This window comes from Streptomyces sp. NPDC043685 (assembly GCF_056436585.1).
The window spans coordinates 38,439-59,856 of the sequence record NZ_JBWKCH010000012.1; the positions used below are offsets into that span (position 1 = coordinate 38,439).

Below are 21,418 nucleotides of genomic sequence, written 5' to 3' on the forward strand. Positions count from 1 at the left end.
GAAGGCCGGCGCGGCGTGACCTCGGGCCATCGGAAGACCTCCGGTGGCCCGAGGTCCGCGGCGGGCCGAGATCTGTGCTCGCTTACCTGATCAGGCGGCTGTTCGCCGCCGTAGTGATGCTCGCAGTCATCATCATGGTGGTCTTCGGCATCTTCTTCCTCGTCCCCAAGTGGGCGGGCGTCGACATCGCCAGCAGCTTCGTGGGCAAGCAGGCCGACCCGGCTGCCGTCGAGGCGGTGCGGCAGAAGCTGGGGCTGGGCGACCCGATCTACGCCCAGGTCTGGGAGTTCTTCAAGGGCATCTTCGTGGGCCGTACGTACGCGGGCGGCGGCGACGTCACCCACTGCGCCGCGCCGTGCTTCGGTTACTCCTTCCGCAGCGAACAGGCCATCTGGCCGGTGCTGACCGACCGTTTCCCGGTGACCCTGGGTCTCGCGCTCGGCGCGGCCGTGCTGTGGCTGGTGCTCGGTGTCACGGCGGGTGTCCTGTCCGCGCTCAAGCGGGGAACGCTGTGGGACCGCAGTGCGATGGTCGTCGCCCTCGCGGGTGTCTCGCTCCCCATCTACTTCACCGGTCTGCTGAGCCTGGCGATCTTCTCCTACGGTCTCGGCTGGATCAACGCGGAGTACGTGCCCCTCGACGAGAGCTTCACCGGCTGGCTCGGCGGCATGATCCTCCCGTGGGTCACCCTGGCGTTCCTGTACGCCGCGATGTACGCCCGGATCACCCGCGCCACCATGCTGGAGATCCTCGGCGAGGACTACATCCGCACCGCCCGTGCCAAGGGCATGCGCGAACAGGTCGTCATCCGCAAGCACGCCATGCGCTCGACGATGACGCCCATCCTGACCATGCTCGGCATGGACCTCGGCGCCCTCATCGGCGGCGCCATCCTGACCGAGACCACGTTCAGCCTGCCCGGTCTGGGCCAGGCCGTGCTCAACGCGATCAAGAATCAGGACCTGCCCATCATTCTGGGCGTCACCCTGATCACCTCCGTCGCGGTGCTCATCGCCAACCTCGTGGTGGACGTGCTGTACGCCGTGATCGACCCCCGGGTGAGGCTCGCATGACCGAACTCAACAAGACCTCAGCGGCCGTGGGCGAGCCCACGGGCGACTCGTCGGCGCCGACCTCCTTCCTGGACGTGCGCGACCTGAAGGTGCACTTCCCGACCGACGACGGCCTCGTGAAGTCCGTGGACGGACTGAGCTTCCGGCTGGAGAAGGGCAAGACCCTCGGCATCGTGGGCGAGTCCGGCTCCGGCAAGTCGGTGACCTCGCTCGGCATCATGGGCCTGCACACCGCCGGCCAGTACGGCAAGCGCAAGGCGCAGATCTCCGGCGAGATCTGGCTGGACGGCACCGAGCTGCTGTCCGCGGACCCCGATCACGTCCGCCGGCTGCGCGGGCGCGAGATGGCGATGATCTTCCAGGACCCGCTGTCCGCGCTGCACCCGTACTACACGATCGGCCAGCAGATCGTGGAGGCGTACCGGATCCACAACGACGTCAGCAAGAAGATCGCCCGCCGCCGGGCGGTCGAGATGCTCGACCGTGTGGGGATCCCGCAGCCGGACAAGCGCGTCGACAGCTACCCGCACGAGTTCTCCGGCGGTATGCGTCAGCGCGCGATGATCGCGATGTCGCTCGTCAACAACCCCGAGCTGCTCATCGCGGACGAGCCGACGACCGCCCTGGACGTGACCGTCCAGGCGCAGATCCTCGACCTGATCCGGGATCTGCAGAAGGAGTTCGGCTCCGCGGTCATCATCATCACCCACGACTTGGGGGTCGTCGCCGAGCTCGCCGACGACATCCTCGTGATGTACGGGGGCCGCTGCGTCGAACGGGGACCGGCCGAGCAGGTGTTCTATGAGCCCCGCCACCCCTACACCTGGGGTCTGCTCGGCTCGATGCCGCGTCTCGACCGCGATCAGCAGGAGCGCCTCATCCCGGTCAAGGGTTCGCCGCCCTCCCTGATCAACATCCCGTCCGGCTGCGCCTTCAACCCGCGCTGCCCGTACGCCGACGTCCCCAAGGACAACGTCACCCGCACGGTCCGCCCCGAGCTGACCGAGGTCGAAAGCCAGCACTGGGCCGCCTGCCACATGACCAGGGAGCAGCGGGAGCGCATCTGGACCGAAGAGATTGCGCCGAAGCTGTGAGCGAGAACTCCAAGGACACCGCTGTGACCACTCCCGCCGCAAGCGACGACACCGAGGCGACCGCGTCCGGCACGGCCACCCTCACCAAGGACGCCGCCGCCGGCGACATCCTGCTGAAGGTGACCGGGCTGCAGAAGCACTTCCCGATCCGCAAGGGCCTGCTCCAGCGGCAGGTCGGCGCGGTGCGCGCGGTCGACGGCGTCGACTTCGAGGTCAGGGCCGGTGAAACCCTCGGCGTCGTGGGCGAGTCGGGCTGTGGCAAGTCGACGATGGGCCGGCTGATCACCCGGTTGCTCGAGCCGACCGCCGGCCAGGTCGAGTTCGAGGGCCGGGACATCACGCACCTCGGTGTGGGCGGCATGCGCCCGCTCCGCAAGGACGTGCAGATGATCTTCCAGGACCCGTACTCCTCGCTGAACCCGCGCCACACCATCGGCACGATCGTCGGCGCCCCGTTCAAGCTCCAGGGGGTCACGCCCGAGGGCGGCGTCAAGAAGGAAGTGCAGCGGCTGCTTCAGGTCGTGGGCCTCAACCCCGAGCACTACAACCGCTACCCGCACGAGTTCTCCGGCGGCCAGCGCCAGCGCATCGGCATCGCCCGCGCGCTCGCGCTCAACCCGAAGCTCGTGGTGGCCGACGAGCCGGTCTCCGCGCTCGACGTGTCGATCCAGGCCCAGGTCGTCAACCTGCTCGACGACCTCCAGCAGGAACTCGGCCTGACGTATGTGATCATCGCGCACGACCTGTCGGTCGTCCGGCACGTCTCGGACCGGATCGCGGTGATGTACCTCGGCAAGATCGTGGAGCTGGCCGACCGCGACCTGCTCTACAAGACGCCGATGCACCCGTACACCAAGGCGCTGATGTCGGCGGTGCCGATCCCGGACCCGAGGCGGAAGAACGCCAAGAGCGAGCGGATCCTGCTCAAGGGCGACGTGCCCTCGCCGATCGCCCCGCCGAGCGGCTGCCGCTTCCACACCCGGTGCTGGAAGGCCACGCAGATCTGCAAGACGACCGAGCCGCCGCTGAAGGAACTGCGTCCCGGTCAGCGGGTGGCCTGCCACCACCCGGAGAACTTCGAGGACCAGGCCCCGCAGGACACGGTGCTGCTGACGGCCGCCAAGGAAGCGGCGGAGCTGGTGGCCGACGAGGTGCTGGCCGAGTCGGCGCAGACGTCGGCGGCGGTGGCCGGGGCGGTCGAGGGCAAGCCCGCGGACGGGACCTCGTCGGGTGCCGCCGCGGCGAAGGAAACGGGCGAACCGGCCTCGGGGGACAAGCCGGCCTCGGGAGACAAGCCGGCCTGACAGCCGAGCCATACCCGCGGACCATGCCGGACAGACGGGAGGACCCCGCCTGTCCGGCATTCGCGTGCCGTTCCCTTGCCCGGGAGCGCGTCCGACCCCGCTGTGCCGCGGCCCGGGTGGGCCGCCCGTGAGCGGTGAGCGAGTATGTCCGGGTGCTCCAGCAACTCTTCAGCCCGTCCGTCCAGCACACGCTCGACCTGATCGGCATCTTCGTCTTCGCCATCTCCGGTGCCCTGCTGGCCGTGCGCAAGAACTTCGACGTGTTCGGCATGGCCGTCCTCGCCGAGGTCACCGCACTGGGCGGAGGCCTGTTCCGCGACCTGGTCATCGGTGCCGTGCCGCCCGCCGCGTTCACGGACCTGGGGTACTTCCTCACCCCGCTGCTCGCCACCCTCCTGGTCTTCTTCCTGCACCCCCAGGTGGAGCGCATCCAGGTCGCGGTGAACGTCTTCGACGCGGCGGGCCTCGGCCTGTTCTGCGTGGCCGGCACGACCAAGGCCTACGAGTACGGGCTCGGTCTGACCGCCTCCGCCGGGCTCGGGCTGACCACGGCCGTGGGCGGCGGTGTGCTGCGGGACGTCCTCGCCAACGAGGTGCCCTCTCTGCTGCGCTGGGACCGCGACCTGTACGCCGTCCCGGCGATCGTCGGCTCCGCCCTGGCCGCCCTGTGCATCCGCTACGACGCCCTGAACCCGCTCACCAGCTCCCTCGCGGTGGTCACCGCCTTCGTACTGCGGCTGCTCGCGATGCGGTACCACTGGCGAGCTCCGCGGGCGTGGCACCGGCGGTCGACGGTGAGCGAGGAGGAGCAGCCGGTCCTGCCGTGACGCGGGCGCCCATCTCCTCGGTCAGCCAGCGGAACGCGGGGACGACCTGCGGCCGCCACAGCGCCATGTTGTGGCCGCCCGCGCTCTTGGGGATGTACACCACGTGCACGGTCGTCGGCGCCTTCGCGCTCTGTTCCAACGCCACGGCCGCCTCGTAGCCGTCGTGCGGCTGGCCGGAGAGGTACAGCGCGATCCGCGGCGGGACCGGCGCCCTGCGCAGCATCAGATACGGGTTGTTCTCGGAGCGCAGGGTCCGGCTCTGCGCGGTGAGCGAGTCGCGTTCGCCGATCGGGTCGTTGTAGCCGGACATGCTGACGGCGGCCCGGTAGCGGTCCGGGTGGGCGATGGCGAGCCGGGTCGCGCAGTGCGCCCCGGCCGAGTAGCCGGCGACGGCCCAGCCCCGCGGGGCCGCCTGGGCACGGAAGTTGTCCATGACCATCTTCGGCACGTCGACGCTCAGCCAGGTGTCGGCGTTCACCGTGCCCGGGATGTTGGCGCAGCCGGTGTCGACCCCGGCCAGCAGGTTGGTGCGGGGCGCGACCAGGATGAACGGGGCCACCTGCCCGTCGCGCATCAGCGGCTCCAGCTGCTCGTGCGCGTGCAGCGAACCGAACCAGGCCTTCGCTGAGCCGGGGTAGCCGGGCAGCAGTTCCACGACCGGGAACGTCCGGTGGCGGTAGGCCGGTTCGCCGTACTGCGGGGGCAGCCAGACGTAGACCTCGGCGTTCACACCCGACACCCGGCCCTTGAGCTGGGTCACCCGCACCCCGCCGGCCGCGCCCATCCCGGGCCCGGTGGCGGGCTCGAAGGTCTGGCGCACCTTGGGCAGCCGCTTGAGCGAGATGCCGCCGGTGCCGTCGGCGCCCAGATTCGCCGCCTGCTGCACATGGTCGCCGGTGCCGAGCAGGTCGGCCCAGTTGTCGTACAGGTTGTTGGCGTTGTTGACCAGTGTAAAGACCAGGGCCACGGCCGTCCCTTGCGCGAACAGCAGCATCGACGCCCGGGCGACGGCCCGCAGGAGACGGGGCCCGCGGACGCGCGACCACAGCAGCAGCGGCACCACGAGCGCGGCGACGGACAGTACGACCAGCGTGCAGAGGAACGGTGTCCCGGTGAGGCTCATGCCCCTACAGAGGACGGAAAGGGTCCGGGGGTTTACGGACGAGTCGGACACTTACCGAGAAATTGCCCGCGTCTCACCCAGGTCTGACCCGGGGCAGGGTGTCAGGAGACGTGCAAAGCTACCGCTTAGTAGCTAGTTCTTGTACTGTTTCAGCCATGCCAGAAGCAGCCACCGCCCCGGCCGCCCGGGCCACGATCGGCGACAGCGAGTTCGACCGCGACACCGCGCTCACCCGCCGCGCGCCGGGCGTCTACGACATCGACCTCTCCGCCGGCTGGACGATCATCAGCGCCGTCAACGGCGGCTACCTGCTGGCCGTCCTCGGCCGCGCCCTCGCGGACGCCCTGCCGCACGCCGACCCCTTCACGATCTCGGCGCACTACCTGACCGCGTCCCAGCCCGGCCCCGCGGTCGTCCGCACGGACGTCGTCCGCACCGGCCGCACCCTGTCGACCGGCCAGGCCTCCCTCTTCCAGTACGACGACGAGGGCCGCGAGGTGGAACGCATCCGCGTCCTCGCCTCCTACGGCGACCTGGCCGCCCTGCCCGACGACGTCCGTACGACGGCCCGCCCGCCCGCGATCCCGCCGCTGGAGCACTGCTTCGGCCCGGAGGACGGGCCCGCCCCCGTCGACGGCAGCTCCGCGATCACCGAGCGCCTGATGCTCAAGCTCGACCCGTCCACGCTCGGCTGGGCCCTAGGGCAGCCCTCGGGCAAGGGTGAGATGCGGGCCTGGTTCGGCCTGAAGGACGGGCGCGACCCGGACCCGCTCTCCCTGCTGCTCGCGGTCGACGCCCTGCCGCCCACCGCCTTCGAGCTCGGGCTCAAGGGCTGGGTGCCGACCATCGAGCTGACCGTGCACGTCCGCTGCCGCCCGGCGCCGGGCCCGCTGCGGGTGTCGATCACCACGCGCAACCTCGCCGGCGGCTTCCTGGAGGAGGACGCCGAGGTGTGGGACAGCGAGGACCGGCTGGTGGCGCAGTCCCGGCAGTTGGCGCGGGTCCGGCTGAGCTGAACTCCGCCTGACTGACAGGCAGGTCACAGGGCGGCCCCAAGGAAGGCCCAGGCGGCGTTGGTTGAGTACGCGCCTCAGGACTCCCTCATCTTCCCTGGAGCTGTCTCTCATGAAGCGTGCGCGTCTCGTTCCCGCCGTGGCCCTGCTGGTGCTGTCCCCGCTGGCTCTGACGGCCTGCGGGTCGGGTGACTCGTCGTCGTCCTCGGGCGGCGGGGGCGGTTCCGGGCAGCGGCAGGCATGCCAGGCGCCGTCGGGGGCGGCCTCGGGTGCTCCTTCCGGGGCTCCCTCGGGTGTTCCGTCGGGTGCTCCTTCCGGGGCTCCCTCGGGCGTTCCGTCAGGGGCGCCTTCGGGCGCCGCCTCCTCGGGCGCCAAGCCGACGGGGGCGCCGTCCGGGGCCCCTTCGGGCATGCCCGGTGGCGCGCCCGGCGGCGCGCAGGGCGGCCAGGGCGGTCCCGGCGGCGGTTGCGGCGGCCCCGGGGGTGCCGGTCAGGCCGCCGACGGGACGGGGCAGCAGCCCCAGCAGTCGCAGAAGGGGCAGTAGGCGCATCCGGCCGACCTGGGACCGACCAGGACCGGCCCGAATCCGGCCGGGGCGCGGCAGCACGGCAGGGGCGGCGTGTCCGGCGTACGGCCGCGCCGCCCCCGCGCGTTGCCGCACGAGGGTGTCAATCCAGCCAGTGGCCGCGGCCGAGGCCGATCAGCCGCATCTGGCGGGTCGCGAGCTGTGTGACGTGCCGGGTCCGGGCCGGGCGTTCCTCCTCCGGGCCCTCCAGGGCCTCCAGGAACAGCGACGCCGTGCTCAGCATCTGGTCCACGTAGAGGTGCGCGAGCATCAGCAGGTCGTCCTCGCTCCAGCCCTCGGACACCGGGTCCTTGGCCAGCTCGTCCTTGACCTCCTGGGCGAACCGGGCCAGTTGCTCCCGTATCGCCTCCCGTACCGGCAGAACTCCGCCATGTCGTTCACGGGCGATGAAGCGGACATGGGCGGGGTACCCGTCGACGTGACGGGCGATCAGTTCGATGGTGCGCGTGATGCGTTCCTCGTGGTCGCCCGTGGTGGACACCGTCGTCCGGATCATCGGGTGCAGGCTGCCCAGCGCCTCTTCGACCAGGGCCACGCCCAGATCCGCCGTGGAGCGGAAGTGGCGGTAGAAGGCGGTCGGGGCGACACCGACGGCGCGGGTGACCTCGCGCAGACCCAGGCTGCTCAGGCTCTGCTCCTCCAGCAGCCCGAGGGCCGCGTCCAGGAGTGCCTGCCGGGTCTTCTGCTTCTGGGCCTGCCGGATCCCGAGGGTGTGACTCATACCATGCAGTTAACAACTGTTCTCTGGAATTGGAAAGTCATGGGAGGCGTTAGGCTGGGAAGTCAGTGAACAACTGTAACCACAACCGTTCACCGAAACCCTGGGGGCTGTTTCCCGTGCTGTTCATCGTCGCCGCACTCCTGCTGCTCGGTGTCGTCCTGGGCACCGTGGCCCACGCGCCGCTCACCTTCTCCGTCGCCGTCGGTGTCGTCATCGCCGTCTGGCTCGGCATCTTCGCGCTCCGCGAGCGCGGCCGCCGCCGCCACACCCAGGCCCACTGACACCGACCACCATCCCTTCGATCACCCCTTCGATCCGACTTCGGGAGTCGATCACCATGCAGCTCACCGCTCCGGCCTCGCGCCGCACCGGCATCCGCGACACCGACGGCATGGCCGTCGCGTCCTTCATCCTCGGCCTGCTGGGCCTGCTCGTGCTCAACCTCTTCCTCGGCCCGATCGCCATCGTGCTGGCGAGCGTCGCCCTGTGGCGCGGCACCGAGCGCCGCGGCCGCGCCTGGCTGGGTCTGTCCCTGGGCATCGCCGACCTGCTGGTGCTGGCGGCCTTCATGGAGTTCGACAGCACCATCTCGTGGAGCTTCTGAGCCGTCGTCGGACAGCCGTCCGCCGGCACGCCGCGGCCGGGCCCGGGGGCGACGGGCCGTCGCCGCGCCGCCCGGCGGTTCATGTTCGGCCAGCCTTGATCTGAGGCCGGTCGAAGGGGAGCCGTAGAATCGGGCTCACCATGGCTTACCTCGACCACGCCGCGACCACCCCGATGCTCCCGGAGGCGGTTGAGGCGTTCACCGCCCAGCTGGGTGCCACCGGCAACGCGTCCTCCCTCCACGCATCCGGCAGGCAGGCCCGACGCACCGTCGAGGAGGCCCGCGAGACCCTCGCCGAAGCCCTCGGCGCCCGCCCCAGCGAGGTCGTCTTCACCTCGGGCGGCACAGAGGCCGACAACCTCGCCGTCAAGGGCCTGTACTGGTCACGCCGCGACGCCGATCCCGCCCGCACCCGCGTCCTCGCCAGCCCCGTCGAGCACCACGCCGTCCTCGACGCCGTGCACTGGCTCGGTGAACACGAGGGCGCCACCGTCGAGTACCTGCCGGTCGACTCCCACGGCCGCGTCCACCCCGGCGCCTTGCGCGAGGCGATCGCCCGCGACCCCGACGACGTGGCCCTCGCCACCGTCATGTGGGCGAACAACGAGATCGGGACGATCCTGCCGATCCGCGAACTCGCCGACGCCGCCGCCGAGTTCGGAGTGCCGCTGCACTCGGACGCCGTCCAGGCCTTCGGTCAGATCCCCGTGGACTTCGCCGCCTCCGGCCTCGCCGCGATGACGGTCTCCGGCCACAAGATCGGCGGCCCCTACGGCATCGGCGCCCTGATCCTGGGCCGCGAGCACACGCCCGTGCCGGTCCTGCACGGCGGCGGACAGGAACGCCATGTGCGCTCCGGCACCCTCGACGTGCCCGCCATCGCCTCCTTCGCCGTCGCCGGACGCCTCGCCGCCGAGCAGCGCGCGTGGTTCGCCCGCGAGATCGGCGCCCTGCGCGACGCCCTGGTCACCGCGGTCCGCTCGGCCGTGCCGGACGCGATCCTCGGCGGCGACCCGGACCCTGAGGGCCGCCTCCCGGCCAACGCGCACTTCACCTTCCCCGGCTGCGAGGGCGACTCCCTGCTGCTCCTGCTCGACGCCCAGGGCATCGAGTGCTCCACCGGCTCCGCCTGCACCGCCGGCGTCGCCCAGCCCAGCCATGTCCTCCTCGCCACCGGCACCGATCCCGACCTGGCCCGCGGCACCCTGCGCTTCTCCCTCGGCCATACCTCCACGGAGGCCGACATCGAGGCCCTGGCGAAGGCCATCGGCCCGGCGGTGGAACGGGCGAGGGCGGCGGGACTGACCTAGGACACGGCCTACACCGGACCGCGACCGAGGCCGGTGATCAGGCCGGTGTCGTGCGTGCCCGCCGTACCAGGCGCAGGTACGTGTCCCAGTCCCAGTGGCGCCCCGGGTCGGTGTGGTCCGTGCCCGGGACCTCCACGTGGCCGATGATGTGCTCCCGGTCGACGGGTATGTCGTAGCGGGCGCAGATCCGGGCCGTGAGCCGCGCCGAGGCCTCGTACATCTCGTCCGTGAAGTCCTGCGGGCGGTCCACGAAGCCCTCGTGCTCGATGCCGACACTGCGCTCGTTGTAGTCGCGGTTGCCCGCGTGGTAGGCCACGTCCAGCTCGCGGATCATCTGGGCGACCCGTCCGTCCTGCCCGACGATGTAGTGCGCCGCGGCCTTGTGCCCCGGGTCCTGGAAGGCCTTCACCGCGCTGTCGAAGCTGCCCTGCGTGACATGGACGACGACCAGGTCTATGCCGTAGTCGTCGGGGCGGTCCGCGCGGCGCCAGTTCGCGTCCGACGCCGCCACCCAGCGCGCGCCCGCGTAGTCGACCTCGCCCTCCTTGCGCGGCTTCTCCACACCCGGGGTACGCCACCACAGGCGCGCCAGCTCGTCCCGGGCGAGGACGGCGGAGCCCGCGGCGGCCGCGGTGCCGCCGATCAGCAGCGCGCGGCGGCCGACCTTCCGGTCGCCGTCCCTCGAAGCCTTCCGCTCTCCCATGTGATCGTCAACGGATACCCGGCGGTCCTGGTTCCCGCGTCCCCGTACCCTGGAGGGGTTATGACTGAGACCTCGCAGCGCTCCCGCCCCCTCCGCGTCCTGGCCGCCATGTCCGGCGGCGTCGACTCCGCCGTCGCCGCCGCCCGCGCGGCCGAAGCGGGCCACGACGTGACCGGCGTGCACCTCGCGCTCTCCGCCAACCCCCAGTCCTTCCGGACCGGCGCGCGGGGCTGCTGCACCATCGAGGACTCCCGCGACGCCCGCCGCGCCGCGGACGTCATCGGCATCCCGTTCTACGTGTGGGACCTCGCCGACCGCTTCCGGGAGGACGTCGTCGAGGACTTCGTCGCCGAGTACGAGGCCGGCCGCACCCCCAACCCGTGCCTGCGCTGCAACGAGAAGATCAAGTTCGCGGCCCTCCTCGACAAGGCCCTCGCCCTCGGCTTCGACGCGGTCTGCACCGGCCACTACGCCCAGGTGATCGTCCGCGAGGACGGCACCCGCGAGCTGCACCGCGCCTCCGACATGGCCAAGGACCAGTCCTACGTCCTCGGGGTGCTCGACGACCGGCAGCTCGCCCACGCCATGTTCCCGCTCGGCGACACCGTCACCACCAAGGAAGAGATCCGCGCCGAGGCCGAGCGCCGCGGCCTGGCGGTGGCCAAGAAGCCCGACTCGCACGACATCTGCTTCATCGCCGACGGCGACACCCAGGGCTTCCTCGCCCGGCGCCTCGGCCGCTCCGAGGGCGACATCGTCGACGAGTCCGGCGCGAAGATCGGCACGCACGAGGGGGCGTACGGCTTCACCATCGGCCAGCGCAAGGGCCTGCGCATCGGCACCCCGGCGCCCGACGGCAAGCCGCGCTACGTCCTCGACATCTCGCCGGTGGACAACACCGTGACCGTCGGCCCGGCGTCCGCCCTGGACGTCGGCGCCCTCACCGCGATCAAGCCCCGCTGGTGCGGCGCCGCCCCTGCCGGCCCCGGCACCTACACGGCCCAGCTGCGCGCCCACGGCGGCGAGACCGAGGTGAGGGCCGAGGTCGTCGACGGCCGCCTGGAGGTCACCTTCGCCGAGCCGGTCCGCGGCGTCGCCCCCGGGCAGGCGATCGTGCTGTACGACGGCACGCGCGTGGTGGGCTCGGCGACGATCGCCTCGACGACCCGCGCGGCGGCGGGCGTGGCCTGACCCCGCCCGCGGTACCCGGGGCCCGGCTCCACGCGCGCGTGGAGCCGTACCGCCCCTCTCAGCCCCGGCTGAAGAACTCCGTCAGCACCGGCGCCAGCACGTTCGGCTCCACCATGTGCGTCTGACCCTGGAGCGTGCGGTAGGTGCCCTCGGGGACGGAGTCCGCGATCGCCCGGGCCGCCTCGCGCAGCCACTCGGGGCTCGCGTCGCCCGCCACCGCCAGGACGGGGACGCCGACCGAGCCCAGCCGGGAGCGGGGGACGGTGCCGTCGCCCATCACGGCGTCGTCGTAGGCGAGGCTCGGGGCCATCGCCTCCATCCCGGCCCACATGGGGGACTGGCGGGCGCCCTGGATCATGCCCTCGGCGAGACCCGTCAGCCGCAGGAACAGCTCGACCGCGTCCCCGCGCCGCCCCTCGCCGAGCGCCTGTGTCAGCCGCTCGGTGTACCGCGCCCGTTCCCCCGCGCCCTCCTCGGACATCGCGAAGGGCGCCTCGTAGACGGCCACGCGCCGCACCGGCAGTCCGCTCGCCGCCGCCTCCAGCGCCAGCGCCCCGCCCGAGGAGATGCCGTACAGATGGGCCTCGCCGCCCACCGCCTCGATCACCGCGGCCAGGTCCTCGACCTCACGCTCCACGGCGTACGGAGCCGTGTCCGCACTCGCGCCGCGGCCCCGGCGGTCGTACACCACGGCCTGGAAACGCTCCGAGAGGGACACGGCCAGCGGCGCCAGCGTGCCGCCGGTCGACATCGCGCCGCTCACGAGGACGACCGCGGGGCCCTGCCCGGTGCTCTCGTAGGCGATGCGGGTGCCGTCGCGCGAAAGAGTCTTCTTGTCCATGCTCATGCAGACTGCCGCACGCCGGGGTGTTCATCGATGAGGCGGGCGGCGCGTCAGCCGATCAGAACACTTCCACTTCGTAGAAGCACAGGTGGTCCCTGATCTCGGCCACGTCCGGCTTGGGGTCCGGATACGCCCAGACGAGGTCCGCCGCGTCCGGCAGCGACCAGTAGGAGGCGGTGCCCTTGAACGGGCAGTACGTCTGCGTGCCGGACGGCGTCAGCAGATCCAGGCGCACGTCCTCGGGGGGGATGTAGTACCGCTCGGGACAGCCCGTCTCGCGCAGCACCAGCGCCCGGTCGCTCTCGGCCAGCACCTGCCCGCCGTGCACCACCCGCACGTGCCCGCCGCTGCGCTCGATGGTGATGCGATGCCCTCTGGTCACGATCGCCCCTCCCCGGGTAGCCGACTCCTGAGGTACAGCGCACGCTGAAGCGGAGTTCTTCCCTCGCCGCAGGAGGCCCCCATGCGCGCCACGGAACCGGCCGGAAACCGCTCCCGCCTGCTGCACCAGGTCCGGTACGCCCTGCGCCACCCGGAACGGGTGCCCGCGCACGCCCGGCGCGCGGTGCGGGACGCCTGGCTCCGGCTGCGCCACCCCGACCACATCGCCTACTACCGGGCCGTGATGGCCTCGGACGCGGCCCGCAGCACCGAGGCGGCGGTCGGGCACAACCCCTCGCGCGCACAGTGGGCACGCATCGGGCGCATGCAGTTCGACTACCTGGTGGGCCACGGCCTCCGGCCGCACCACCGGATGCTGGAGATCGGCTGCGGCAACCTGCGCGCCGGGCGGCTGTTCATCGACCACCTCGACACCGGGCACTACTACGGCATCGACATCTCGCCGCACATCCTGCTCGCCGCCCAGGACACCCTCGTGGCCGAGAAGCTCCAGCCCAAACTGCCCTACCTGGTGCTCGCCGACGACCTCACCTTCGCCTTCCTGCCGGACGCGCACTTCGACGTCGTGCACGCGCACAGCGTCTTCTCGCACTCACCGCTGCACGTCATCGAGGAGTGCTTCGCGCACGTGGGCCGGATCCTCGCGCCCGGCGGGTTCTTCGACTTCACCTTCGACCGCACCGAGGGCGAGGAGCACCAGGTCCTGCACGAGGACTTCTACTACCGGACGCGGACCCTGACCGACCTCGCCGCGCGGCACGGCCTGTCCGCCCGGTTCATGGACGACTGGGAGCGCCTCCCGCACCGGCAGTCCAAAATGCGGCTCACCGTCTCGGCGGACCGGGCCCGTACGGTGGGCTCATGAACATCTGTGTCTTCCTGTCCGCCGCCGACCTCGACGAGCGCTACACCCGCCCCGCGCGGGAGTTCGCCGAACTGCTGGGCAAGGGCGGTCACACGCTGGTGTGGGGCGGCTCCGACGTCGGCCTCATGAAGGTGGTCGCCGACGGGGTGCAGGAGGCCGGCGGCCGGCTGGCCGGCGTCTCCGTGCAGTTCCTGGCGGCCAAGGCCCGCCCGGGCGTCGACGAGATGGTGATCGCCAAGGACCTCGCCGAGCGCAAGAAGCTGCTCCTGGAGCGCGCCGACGCCGTGGTGATCATGGTCGGCGGCACGGGCACGCTCGACGAGGCGACCGAGATCCTGGAACTGAAGAAGCACGGCCACACCGACAAGCCGGTGGTGCTGCTCAACACCGCGGGCTTCTACGACGGCCTGAAGGAGCAGTTCCGCCGCATGGACGCCGAGGGCTTCCTGCCCCGGCCGCTCACCGACCTGGTGTTCTTCGCCGAGGAGCCGGTGGGGGCGCTGGCGTATCTGGAGGAGAGCCGGGGCATCGCGTGACCCGGCGCTGATGCGAGCATGGCCGCATGGCAACTCATGTGATCACCGGAGCCGGTTCCGGCATCGGCGCGGCCGTGGCCCGCCGCCTGCACGCGCGCGGGGACGACCTCGTGCTGCACGCGCGCGACGCGGGCCGCGCGAAGGAGCTGGCGGCCGAGTTCCCCGGGGCGAGGACCCTGGTCGGCGACCTCGCCGAACCCGACAGGCTGTCCTGGGCCTTCTCCCACCAGTCGCTGCCGGACCGCGTGGACTCGCTGCTGCACATCGCCGGCGTCGTCGACCTCGGCCCGGTCGGCGAGCTCACCCCGAAGGCCTGGCGCCACCAGCTCAACGTCAACCTGATCGCCCCCGCCGAGCTGACCCGGCACTTCCTGCCCCAACTGCGCGCCGCCCGCGGCCACGTGCTGTTCGTCAACTCCGGCGCCGGGCTCAACGCGCACGCCGGCTGGTCCGCCTACGCGGCCTCCAAGCACGGCCTGAAGGCCCTCGCCGACTCCCTGCGCCACGAGGAGCACGCGGCCGGGGTCCGCGTCACCTCGGTCTACCCCGGCCGCACGGCCAGCCCCATGCAGGCCAAGGTCCACCAGCAGGAGGGCAAGGAGTACGACGCCTCGAAGTGGATCGACCCGGAGTCGGTCGCCACGACGATCGTCATGGCCCTGGATCTGCCGCGGGACGCGGAGGTCAACGACCTCACGGTGCGACCGGGAGGCTGACCCCGCCCAAGGGGCTGCGTAGGCTTCTCCGGTGAGCGAAAACAGCCAGTTCAGGTTCGGCGCCGCCACCGGCGTGGGCTCCATGCCGGGCGGCGACGCCCGTGAGGCCGCCAAGACCGTCACCGGCACCTTCGAGGACTTCCCCTTCCTGCCCGAACTGCCCGCCCGGGGCCCCGGCGCGGACATGATCGGACGGACCGCCGGCCTGCTCGTCGAGCTGTACGCGCGCGTGGAGCCCAGCGGATGGCGCCTCGGGGACCGGCCGGGCCGCGACACCAAGCGGGCCCGCTCCTGGCTCGGCGAGGACCTCGACGCCCTGGAGGAGTTCACGCAGGGCTACGAGGGACCGCTGAAGGTCCAGGCCGTCGGCCCGTGGACCCTCGCGGCCAACCTGGAGCTGCGGGGCGGGGAGGCCGCCCTGTCCGACCCCGGTGCCTGCCGCGACCTCGCCGCCTCCCTCGCCGAGGGACTGCGCCAGCACCTGGCCGAACTGCGGCGGCGGATCCCCGGCGCGCAGCTCGTCCTCCAGCTCGACGAGCCCTCCCTCACCGCCGTGCTGCGCGGCCAGGTGAAGACCGCCAGCGGCTACCGCACGCACCGGGCCGTCGACCGGCAGGTCGTCGAGCAGACGCTGCGCGACCTCGTCGCGACGCACACCGACGGCCCGGTCGTGGTCCACTCCTGCGCCCCCGACGTGCCGTTCGCCCTGCTGCGCCGGGCCGGGGCGGCCGCCGTCTCCTTCGACTTCTCGCTGCTCACCGAGCGTGACGACGACGCGATCGGGGAGGCCGTGGAGGCCGGGACCCGGCTGTTCACCGGTGTCGTCCCCGGCACCGAGGTCCCATTGTCAGACCCTGCCGGTAGCGTCATGGGTGTCAGGACGCTGTGGCGCAGGCTGGGGCTGTCTCCGGGGCTTCTCGCGGAGGCGGTCACGGTCACCCCGGCGTGCGGACTCGCGGGGGCCTCCCCGGGGTACGCGCGCACGGCTCTCGCGCACTGCGCCAGGGCGGCGAGATCCCTCGCGGACAACCCAGAGTAACGGGAGGACGACACGGTGGCCGGCGACAAGCAAGCGGAGACGACGACGGTGCCCGCCGAGGCACGGGAGAAGCACGCGCGCCTCGCGGAGCAGATCGAGGAGCACCGCTTCCGCTACTACGTGAAGGACGCTCCCGTCGTCAGCGACGCGGAGTTCGACCAGCTGCTGCGCTCCCTGGAGGCACTGGAGGAGGAGTACCCGGAGCTGCGCACCCCGGACTCGCCGACCCAGAAGGTCTCCGGCTCCTACGAGACGGAGTTCACGGCGGTCAAGCACCGCGAGCGCATGCTCTCGTTGGACAACACGTTCAACGACGAGGAGATGGCCGCCTGGACCGAGCGCATCGCGAGGGAACTGGGCGAGCAGACGTACCACTTCCTGTGCGAGCTCAAGGTCGACGGCCTCGCCGTGAACCTCACCTACGAGCACGGCCGCCTCACCCGCGCGGCCACCCGCGGCGACGGCCGCACCGGTGAGGACATCACCCCGAACGTGCGCACGATCGCCGAGATCCCCGAGCGCCTCAAGGGCGATGCCGTCCCCGACCTCGTGGAGATCCGCGGCGAGGTCTACTTCCCGATGGAGAAGTTCCAGGAGCTCAACGCCCGCCTGGTGGAGGCCGGGGACAAGCCCTTCGCCAACCCGCGCAACGCGGCGGCCGGTTCACTGCGCCAGAAGGACCCGCGCGTGACGGCCACCCGCCCCCTGCACATGGTGGTGCACGGCATCGGCGCCCTGGAGGGCTACACCGGCCTGACCCGCCTCTCCCAGGCCTACGACCTCCTCAAGACCTGGGGCCTGCCCACCTCCCGGCACAACAAGGTGGTCGACGACCTGGAGGGCGTCCGGGAGTTCATCGCCTACTTCGGCGAGAACCGCCACTCCGTGGAGCACGAGATCGACGGCGTGGTCGTCAAGCTCGACCAGATCCCCCTCCAGGGCCGCCTCGGCTCCACCTCGCGCGCCCCGCGCTGGGCGATCGCCTACAAGTACGCGCCGGAGGAGGTCAACACCAAGCTCGTCAACATCCGCGTGGGCGTGGGCCGCACCGGCCGCGTCACCCCGTACGCCCAGGTCGAGCCGGTCACGGTCGCGGGCTCCGAGGTCGAGTTCGCCACGCTGCACAACCAGGACGTCGTCAAGGCCAAGGGCGTCCTCATCGGGGACACGGTCGTGCTGCGCAAGGCCGGTGACGTCATCCCGGAGATCCTCGGCCCCGTCGCCGATCTGCGCGACGGCAGCGAGCGCGAGTTCGTGATGCCGGGCGAGTGCCCCGAGTGCGGCACACCGCTGCGGCCGATGAAGGAGGGCGACGTCGACCTGCGCTGCCCCAACGCCCGCACCTGCCCCGCCCAGTTGCGCGAGCGCCTGTTCTACCTCGCCGGCCGCAAGGCCCTAGACATCGAGCACTTCGGCTACGTCGCCGCCGCCGCTCTCACCGCCCCCCTGGAGCCCGAGACCCCGCCCCTGGTCGACGAGGGCGACCTGTTCGACCTCACCATCGAACAGCTGCTGCCCATCAAGGCGTACGTCCTCGACCCGGACAGCGGACTGCCCAAGCGCGACCCCAAGACCGGCGAGGAGAAGGTCGCCACGATCTTCGCCAACCAGCAGGGCGAGCCCCGCAAGAACGCGGTCGCCATGCTGGAGAACATCGCCGCGGCCAAGGAGCGCCCCCTCGCCCGCGTCATCACGAGCCTGTCGATCCGTCACGTCGGGCCCGTCGCGGCCGAGGCGCTGGCCCGCGAGTTCCGCTCGATCGAGCGGATCGACCAGGCGACCGAGGAGGAACTGGCGGTCACCGAGGGCGTCGGACCGACCATCGCCGCCTCCCTCAAGCAGTGGTTCGCCGAGGACTGGCACCGCGACATCATCCGCAAGTGGAAGGCCGCCGGCGTCCGCATGGAGGAGGAGAGCACCGGCGAGGACGAGGGGCCGCGCCCCCTCGAAGGCCTCACCGTCGTCGTCACCGGCACCCTCGAACACTTCACGCGGGACGGCGCCAAGGAGGCGCTGCAGAGCCGCGGAGCGAAGGTGACCGGCTCGGTTTCGAAGAAGACCTCGTTCGTCGTGGTGGGGGACAGCCCCGGGTCGAAGTACGACAAGGCGATGCAGCTGAAGGTTCCGGTTCTGAACGAGGACGGTTTCGGGGTCCTGCTGGAGCAGGGACCGGACGCGGCGGCCGAAGTCGCTCTTTCGGCCGAGGAGTAGCGGTTGAAGGCCACCCGTTCGGCGCATACCAGATGCATACGGGTGGCCGGGGCGCATTCGGGCAACCGTCGGCGACCGCTGCCCCTGGAAGCCTTCTGCGGCCTAGTGTTGAGATGTGCGCCTGCCGTGCCCAGCTGCGGTCGGGGCATCGTCGTGCTCGCGCGGAGCGCGGGGAAGGGTTTTCGGGCGCGGACCGTTGAGGGTTGTCGGGCACCGGGCCGCGGGGCGTGGGCACCGCCGGCTGTGAGAGGGACGGGAATGGAACCGACCGAGAGCGCCGTGCCGGGCTCACGGCTGCGTCTGCGCCGCATGGCGGTCGCATGGCGTGCAGTCCGTGGGACCGGGCGGCCGGTGGGACGTCCGGGTGCACAGGCGCGCGCCGTCGGACAGTACACCCCGCGGGAGCGGCCAGGCGCCGGGCGCGCCGCCGACGGTCCCGGCGCACAGCCGGCCTCCGAGCACCCGCCCGGACCGGCCGGTGCCGAGGCGGACGGCGAACGGCACCACTCCTGGCCCGCGTTGCCCGCGGCCGTCGTCGCGGCGGCCGGGTTCGTCCTGGGCGCCGGTTTCTACCGCGCCTTCACGGACGGTCACGCGCTGTTCCCGTCCGGCACGGCGGGCTGGGCACTGGCCGTGCTGACCGGCGTCATCGTCGGCCACCTCGTGATGCTGGGCCGCTCCCGCTGGTGGGGCGGCACCGGCTCGGGCGCCGCCCTCACCCTCGCCGTGCTGCTGCTCTACGGCTGGGTTCCGGCCGGCCTCGTCAGCCTGACGGTCGTGGTGCTCGTCGGGATAGCCCGCCGCAACCGCTGGCGCCAGGGTGTGCTGCACGGCGCGGCCGACCTCCTCGGCATCGGCGCCGGCGCACTGGTGCTGCGCGCGTTCGGGAACGTGCCGTCCGTCGAGTCCCCGGCCGAGCCCGCCGCCTGGACCCTCGCCACCGCGCTCCAGGTCGCCCTGGTCGCCGCCGCCTATCTGACGGTCACCCGCGTCCTGCTCTGGTACCTGCACGCCCCGCGTCCCGGCCTGCCCACCGTCGCCCGCACCGCCCTGGTCCGACACGGCCTGGTCGCGATCGCGCTGCTGGGGATCGCGCCGCTGGTCTGCGTGGTCGGCGTGGCCAAGCCGATCCTGCTGCCGCTGTTCGCCATCCCGCTCATCGCCCTGGACTCCACCCTGTGGATAGCCCGGGCCCGGGCGGAGGAGCAACTGCGCGACCCGCTGACCGGGCTCCCCAACCGCCAGTGGCTGCTGGAGCGCATCTGGACCGCGCTGGACGACGCGGAGCGGATCAACGCCCGCGCCGCGCTGATGCTGATCGACCTCGACCGCTTCCGGTCGGTCAACGACACGCTCGGTCATCTCGCCGGTGACCGGCTGCTGTTGCAGATCGCTGACCGGCTGCGGGTGGCGCTGCCGCGCGGGGCGGAGGCCGCCCGGCTCGGCGGGGACGAGTTCGCCGTCTTACTGCCCGTCGCGGACTCCACCACCTCCGCGACCCGTATCGCCCGCAACCTCGTCACCGCGCTCAGCTCCCCCCTCGACCTCGACGGCCTGACCCTCGTGCTGGAGGCCAGCGCCGGAGTCGCCGTCTTCCCCGACCACGCCCTGGACGCCGAAGGGCTGCTGCGGCGGGCGGACGTGGCGATGTACCAGGCGAAGCGGGACCGCACCGGCGTGGAGGTCTACGAGTCCAAGCGCGACTCCAACACCCCCGACCGCCTCGGTCTGCTGGGCGATCTGCGCCGCGCCCTCGACGCCCACGAGGTGCATCTGCACTACCAGCCCAAGGTCCGCTTCGACGGCCAGGTCGCGGGTCTGGAGGCCCTGGTCCGCTGGGTGCACCCCGAGCGGGGCAAGGTGCCGCCGGACGAGTTCATAGCGATCGCCGAGTCCTCGGGGCTGATGCCCCACCTCACTGAATACGTGCTGGAGACCGCGCTCGGCCAGGTCGCGCGCTGGCGGGAGCAGGGCCTGTTCGTGCCGGTCGCGGTGAACGTCTCACCGCGCGATGTGCACACCCCGGGCTTCGCCGGCTCGGTCGCCGCCCGGCTGGCCCGGCACGGCGTCCCGGCGGGAGCGCTCCAACTGGAGATCACCGAACACGTGCTCCTGGAGGACCCGCAGCGCGCCGCCGACACCCTCAACCAACTGACCGCGCACGGCGTGAAGATGTCCCTGGACGACTTCGGGACGGGCTACTCCTCGCTCGTGCACCTGCGCCGGCTCCCGGTCAGCGAGCTGAAGATCGACCGTTCGTTCGTGGCCCGGCTCGCCGTCGACACCGAGGACGCGGAGATCGTCCGCTGCACCGTCGACCTCGCCCACTCCCTCGGTCTGCTCGTCGTCGCCGAGGGCGTCGAGGACGACGAGACCTGGGAGAGACTGCGCGACCTCGGCTGTGACGCCGTACAGGGCTGGCTGGTGGCGGCGGCGATGCCGCCTGAGGAGACCACCGCGTGGCTGCGGGCGCGGGGCCCGCGGGGGTGGCAGCGACCGCGCGCCGCGCTGCCGGCGGCGACGGCCGACGAGTAGGCCCCCCGCTGCCGCGCCCGGCCGTGGCGCACCTCCCGGGGTGAGCGGTCAGTTCGTGCCCTGCGGCGCGAAGTGGCCGATGAACAGCGCCAGCCGACGCTCGTGCGCCTCCTCGGGCAGCCGGCCGCTGCGCATCAGGGTCACCAGACCGTGCAGCCCGGCCCAGTACGTCTCCGTCAGTGCTCCGGTGTCCTCGCCCTCGGCCGCGATCGGCCGGACGGCCTGCAACAGCTCGCCGAAGGCGTCCTGGAGGGCCGCCGGCGCCTCGGGGGTGGCGAAGGGCAGGTCCACGTCGAGGGTGAAGATCACGTCGTAGAGCGCGGGCCGCCGCCGGGCGAAGGCGGTGTACGCGCGGCCCACCGCCGCCAGCGCCTCACGGGCGCCGGCGGCCGCCGTGCGCGCCGCCCGCAGCTCGTCGGCCAGCTCCGCGCAGCCCTGGACCGCCACCGCCGCCATGATCGCGCCCTTGCCCTTGAAGTGGCTGTAGAGGACGGGCTGGCTGTACTCGATCTCGTCGGCGAGCCGCCGCGTGGTCACCGCGTCCCAGCCCTCCGCCTCGGCCAGTTCCCGCGCGGCCGTCACGATCATCCGCTCGCGTTCCGCTCGTTCGCGCTCCCGGCGCGTCTGGATCGTCATAACCGGAATCCTAGCACCGCTAGCGATCCTGTCGGCGCTCTGCTAGCTTCGCTCTTGCCCCTAGCGCTGCTAGCAAACGGAGAAG

Annotated in this window: 21 protein-coding genes; 15 read left to right on the top strand and 6 right to left on the bottom strand. The window is 71.9% G+C overall.

Annotated elements, in window-relative coordinates:
- Nucleotides 1-74 precede the first annotated feature (74 nt).
- The 4 genes from AC0665_RS32820 to AC0665_RS32835 all read left to right on the top strand — a co-directional run bounded on the left by AC0665_RS32820 (nucleotide 75) and on the right by AC0665_RS32835 (nucleotide 4,298).
- Nucleotides 75-1,073 (top strand): ABC transporter permease, encoded by a 999-nt coding sequence (locus AC0665_RS32820; RefSeq protein ID WP_363118256.1) that lies wholly within the window; start codon nucleotides 75-77, stop codon nucleotides 1,071-1,073.
- Nucleotides 1,070-2,167 (top strand): ABC transporter ATP-binding protein, encoded by a 1,098-nt coding sequence (locus AC0665_RS32825; protein ID WP_468413142.1) that lies wholly within the window; start codon nucleotides 1,070-1,072, stop codon nucleotides 2,165-2,167. The genes AC0665_RS32820 and AC0665_RS32825 overlap by 4 nt, the downstream gene beginning before the upstream one ends.
- 23 nt (nucleotides 2,168-2,190) lie before the next feature.
- Nucleotides 2,191-3,471 carry an ABC transporter ATP-binding protein gene (locus tag AC0665_RS32830; RefSeq protein ID WP_468413140.1) on the top strand — a complete coding sequence of 427 codons (1,281 nt, stop codon included), beginning with the start codon at nucleotides 2,191-2,193 and terminating at the stop codon, nucleotides 3,469-3,471.
- 152 nt (nucleotides 3,472-3,623) lie between these two features.
- The gene (locus tag AC0665_RS32835; protein ID WP_468413229.1) at nucleotides 3,624-4,298 is read left to right on the top strand and encodes a trimeric intracellular cation channel family protein; all 675 of its coding nucleotides are present in this window, start codon (nucleotides 3,624-3,626) and stop codon (nucleotides 4,296-4,298) included.
- Here the strand turns inward: AC0665_RS32835 and AC0665_RS32840 are convergent.
- Nucleotides 4,189-5,421: an alpha/beta hydrolase gene (locus AC0665_RS32840; protein WP_468413138.1), complete on the bottom strand. Its 1,233-nt coding sequence runs from the start codon at nucleotides 5,419-5,421 to the stop codon at nucleotides 4,189-4,191. The genes AC0665_RS32835 and AC0665_RS32840 overlap by 110 nt on opposite strands.
- 155 nt (nucleotides 5,422-5,576) lie before the next feature.
- On the opposite strand from AC0665_RS32840, the gene AC0665_RS32845 reads away from it, so the two are divergent.
- A complete protein-coding gene (locus tag AC0665_RS32845; RefSeq protein WP_478608936.1) occupies nucleotides 5,577-6,437 on the top strand; it encodes a thioesterase family protein in 861 nt (286 codons plus the stop codon).
- A gap of 665 nt (nucleotides 6,438-7,102) precedes the next feature.
- On the opposite strand, the gene AC0665_RS32850 is transcribed toward AC0665_RS32845, so the two are convergent.
- Nucleotides 7,103-7,741 carry a TetR family transcriptional regulator gene (locus AC0665_RS32850; protein ID WP_468413135.1) on the bottom strand — a complete coding sequence of 213 codons (639 nt, stop codon included), beginning with the start codon at nucleotides 7,739-7,741 and terminating at the stop codon, nucleotides 7,103-7,105.
- Nucleotides 7,742-7,857: 116 nt separating this feature from the next.
- Between AC0665_RS32850 and AC0665_RS32855 the strand changes: the two genes are divergently transcribed.
- The 3 genes from AC0665_RS32855 (at nucleotide 7,858) to AC0665_RS32865 (ending at nucleotide 9,655) form a co-directional block, all read left to right on the top strand.
- Nucleotides 7,858-8,022 (top strand): hypothetical protein, encoded by a 165-nt coding sequence (locus tag AC0665_RS32855; protein ID WP_363118249.1) that lies wholly within the window; start codon nucleotides 7,858-7,860, stop codon nucleotides 8,020-8,022.
- 56 nt (nucleotides 8,023-8,078) lie between these two features.
- Entirely contained in the window at nucleotides 8,079-8,345 is a 267-nt protein-coding gene (locus tag AC0665_RS32860; RefSeq protein ID WP_363118248.1) for a DUF4190 domain-containing protein, read from the top strand.
- 140 nt (nucleotides 8,346-8,485) lie between these two features.
- Nucleotides 8,486-9,655: a cysteine desulfurase family protein gene (locus tag AC0665_RS32865; RefSeq protein ID WP_478608942.1), complete on the top strand. Its 1,170-nt coding sequence runs from the start codon at nucleotides 8,486-8,488 to the stop codon at nucleotides 9,653-9,655.
- Nucleotides 9,656-9,692: 37 nt separating this feature from the next.
- Here AC0665_RS32865 and AC0665_RS32870 read toward each other — a convergent pair whose 3' ends face one another.
- On the bottom strand, nucleotides 9,693-10,358 hold the full coding sequence (locus tag AC0665_RS32870; protein ID WP_363118246.1) for an N-acetylmuramoyl-L-alanine amidase: 666 nt from the start codon (nucleotides 10,356-10,358) through the stop codon (nucleotides 9,693-9,695).
- A gap of 60 nt (nucleotides 10,359-10,418) precedes the next feature.
- Here AC0665_RS32870 and mnmA point away from each other — a divergent pair, with 60 nt between their 5' ends.
- The gene (mnmA, locus tag AC0665_RS32875) at nucleotides 10,419-11,549 is read left to right on the top strand and encodes a tRNA 2-thiouridine(34) synthase MnmA (protein ID WP_478608945.1); all 1,131 of its coding nucleotides are present in this window, start codon (nucleotides 10,419-10,421) and stop codon (nucleotides 11,547-11,549) included.
- A gap of 58 nt (nucleotides 11,550-11,607) precedes the next feature.
- Here mnmA and AC0665_RS32880 read toward each other — a convergent pair whose 3' ends face one another.
- Complete coding sequence (locus tag AC0665_RS32880) at nucleotides 11,608-12,390, bottom strand: alpha/beta fold hydrolase (protein ID WP_478507109.1); 783 nt, start codon at nucleotides 12,388-12,390, stop codon at nucleotides 11,608-11,610.
- A 61-nt stretch (nucleotides 12,391-12,451) separates the two neighbouring features.
- A complete protein-coding gene (locus AC0665_RS32885; protein ID WP_468413126.1) occupies nucleotides 12,452-12,775 on the bottom strand; it encodes a DUF427 domain-containing protein in 324 nt (107 codons plus the stop codon).
- Between the two features lie 81 nt (nucleotides 12,776-12,856).
- Here AC0665_RS32885 and AC0665_RS32890 point away from each other — a divergent pair, with 81 nt between their 5' ends.
- The 6 genes from AC0665_RS32890 to AC0665_RS32915 all read left to right on the top strand — a co-directional run bounded on the left by AC0665_RS32890 (nucleotide 12,857) and on the right by AC0665_RS32915 (nucleotide 20,697).
- Nucleotides 12,857-13,660, top strand: a complete 804-nt coding sequence (locus AC0665_RS32890) for a class I SAM-dependent methyltransferase (protein ID WP_468634158.1) — start codon at nucleotides 12,857-12,859, stop codon at nucleotides 13,658-13,660.
- The gene (locus AC0665_RS32895) at nucleotides 13,657-14,196 is read left to right on the top strand and encodes an LOG family protein (protein WP_363118242.1); all 540 of its coding nucleotides are present in this window, start codon (nucleotides 13,657-13,659) and stop codon (nucleotides 14,194-14,196) included. The genes AC0665_RS32890 and AC0665_RS32895 overlap by 4 nt, the downstream gene beginning before the upstream one ends.
- Nucleotides 14,197-14,222: 26 nt before the next feature.
- Nucleotides 14,223-14,912 carry an SDR family oxidoreductase gene (locus tag AC0665_RS32900; RefSeq protein WP_468413122.1) on the top strand — a complete coding sequence of 230 codons (690 nt, stop codon included), beginning with the start codon at nucleotides 14,223-14,225 and terminating at the stop codon, nucleotides 14,910-14,912.
- 31 nt (nucleotides 14,913-14,943) lie between these two features.
- On the top strand, nucleotides 14,944-15,951 hold the full coding sequence (locus AC0665_RS32905) for a methionine synthase (protein WP_468413121.1): 1,008 nt from the start codon (nucleotides 14,944-14,946) through the stop codon (nucleotides 15,949-15,951).
- Between the two features lie 15 nt (nucleotides 15,952-15,966).
- Nucleotides 15,967-18,162 carry an NAD-dependent DNA ligase LigA gene (gene ligA, locus AC0665_RS32910; protein ID WP_478706438.1) on the top strand — a complete coding sequence of 732 codons (2,196 nt, stop codon included), beginning with the start codon at nucleotides 15,967-15,969 and terminating at the stop codon, nucleotides 18,160-18,162.
- Nucleotides 18,163-18,420: 258 nt separating this feature from the next.
- A complete protein-coding gene (locus AC0665_RS32915; protein WP_478706439.1) occupies nucleotides 18,421-20,697 on the top strand; it encodes a putative bifunctional diguanylate cyclase/phosphodiesterase in 2,277 nt (758 codons plus the stop codon).
- A gap of 48 nt (nucleotides 20,698-20,745) precedes the next feature.
- Here AC0665_RS32915 and AC0665_RS32920 read toward each other — a convergent pair whose 3' ends face one another.
- A complete protein-coding gene (locus tag AC0665_RS32920; protein WP_478706440.1) occupies nucleotides 20,746-21,333 on the bottom strand; it encodes a TetR/AcrR family transcriptional regulator in 588 nt (195 codons plus the stop codon).
- Between the last annotated feature and the right edge of the window lie 85 nt (nucleotides 21,334-21,418).

Bases quoted from the DNA above. Each gene is read 5' to 3' on its own strand.
- AC0665_RS32825 (WP_468413142.1), top strand. From the start codon at position 1,070: ATGACCGAACTCAACAAGACCTCAGCGGCCGTGGGCGAGCCCACGGGC.
- AC0665_RS32840 (WP_468413138.1), bottom strand. From the start codon at position 5,421: ATGAGCCTCACCGGGACACCGTTCCTCTGCACGCTGGTCGTACTGTCC.
- AC0665_RS32845 (WP_478608936.1), top strand. From the start codon at position 5,577: ATGCCAGAAGCAGCCACCGCCCCGGCCGCCCGGGCCACGATCGGCGAC.
- AC0665_RS32850 (WP_468413135.1), bottom strand. From the start codon at position 7,741: ATGAGTCACACCCTCGGGATCCGGCAGGCCCAGAAGCAGAAGACCCGG.
- AC0665_RS32860 (WP_363118248.1), top strand. From the start codon at position 8,079: ATGCAGCTCACCGCTCCGGCCTCGCGCCGCACCGGCATCCGCGACACC.
- AC0665_RS32865 (WP_478608942.1), top strand. From the start codon at position 8,486: ATGGCTTACCTCGACCACGCCGCGACCACCCCGATGCTCCCGGAGGCG.
- AC0665_RS32870 (WP_363118246.1), bottom strand. From the start codon at position 10,358: ATGGGAGAGCGGAAGGCTTCGAGGGACGGCGACCGGAAGGTCGGCCGC.
- mnmA (WP_478608945.1), top strand. From the start codon at position 10,419: ATGACTGAGACCTCGCAGCGCTCCCGCCCCCTCCGCGTCCTGGCCGCC.
- AC0665_RS32880 (WP_478507109.1), bottom strand. From the start codon at position 12,390: ATGGACAAGAAGACTCTTTCGCGCGACGGCACCCGCATCGCCTACGAG.
- AC0665_RS32890 (WP_468634158.1), top strand. From the start codon at position 12,857: ATGCGCGCCACGGAACCGGCCGGAAACCGCTCCCGCCTGCTGCACCAG.
- AC0665_RS32895 (WP_363118242.1), top strand. From the start codon at position 13,657: ATGAACATCTGTGTCTTCCTGTCCGCCGCCGACCTCGACGAGCGCTAC.
- AC0665_RS32900 (WP_468413122.1), top strand. From the start codon at position 14,223: ATGGCAACTCATGTGATCACCGGAGCCGGTTCCGGCATCGGCGCGGCC.
- AC0665_RS32915 (WP_478706439.1), top strand. From the start codon at position 18,421: ATGGAACCGACCGAGAGCGCCGTGCCGGGCTCACGGCTGCGTCTGCGC.
- AC0665_RS32920 (WP_478706440.1), bottom strand. From the start codon at position 21,333: ATGACGATCCAGACGCGCCGGGAGCGCGAACGAGCGGAACGCGAGCGG.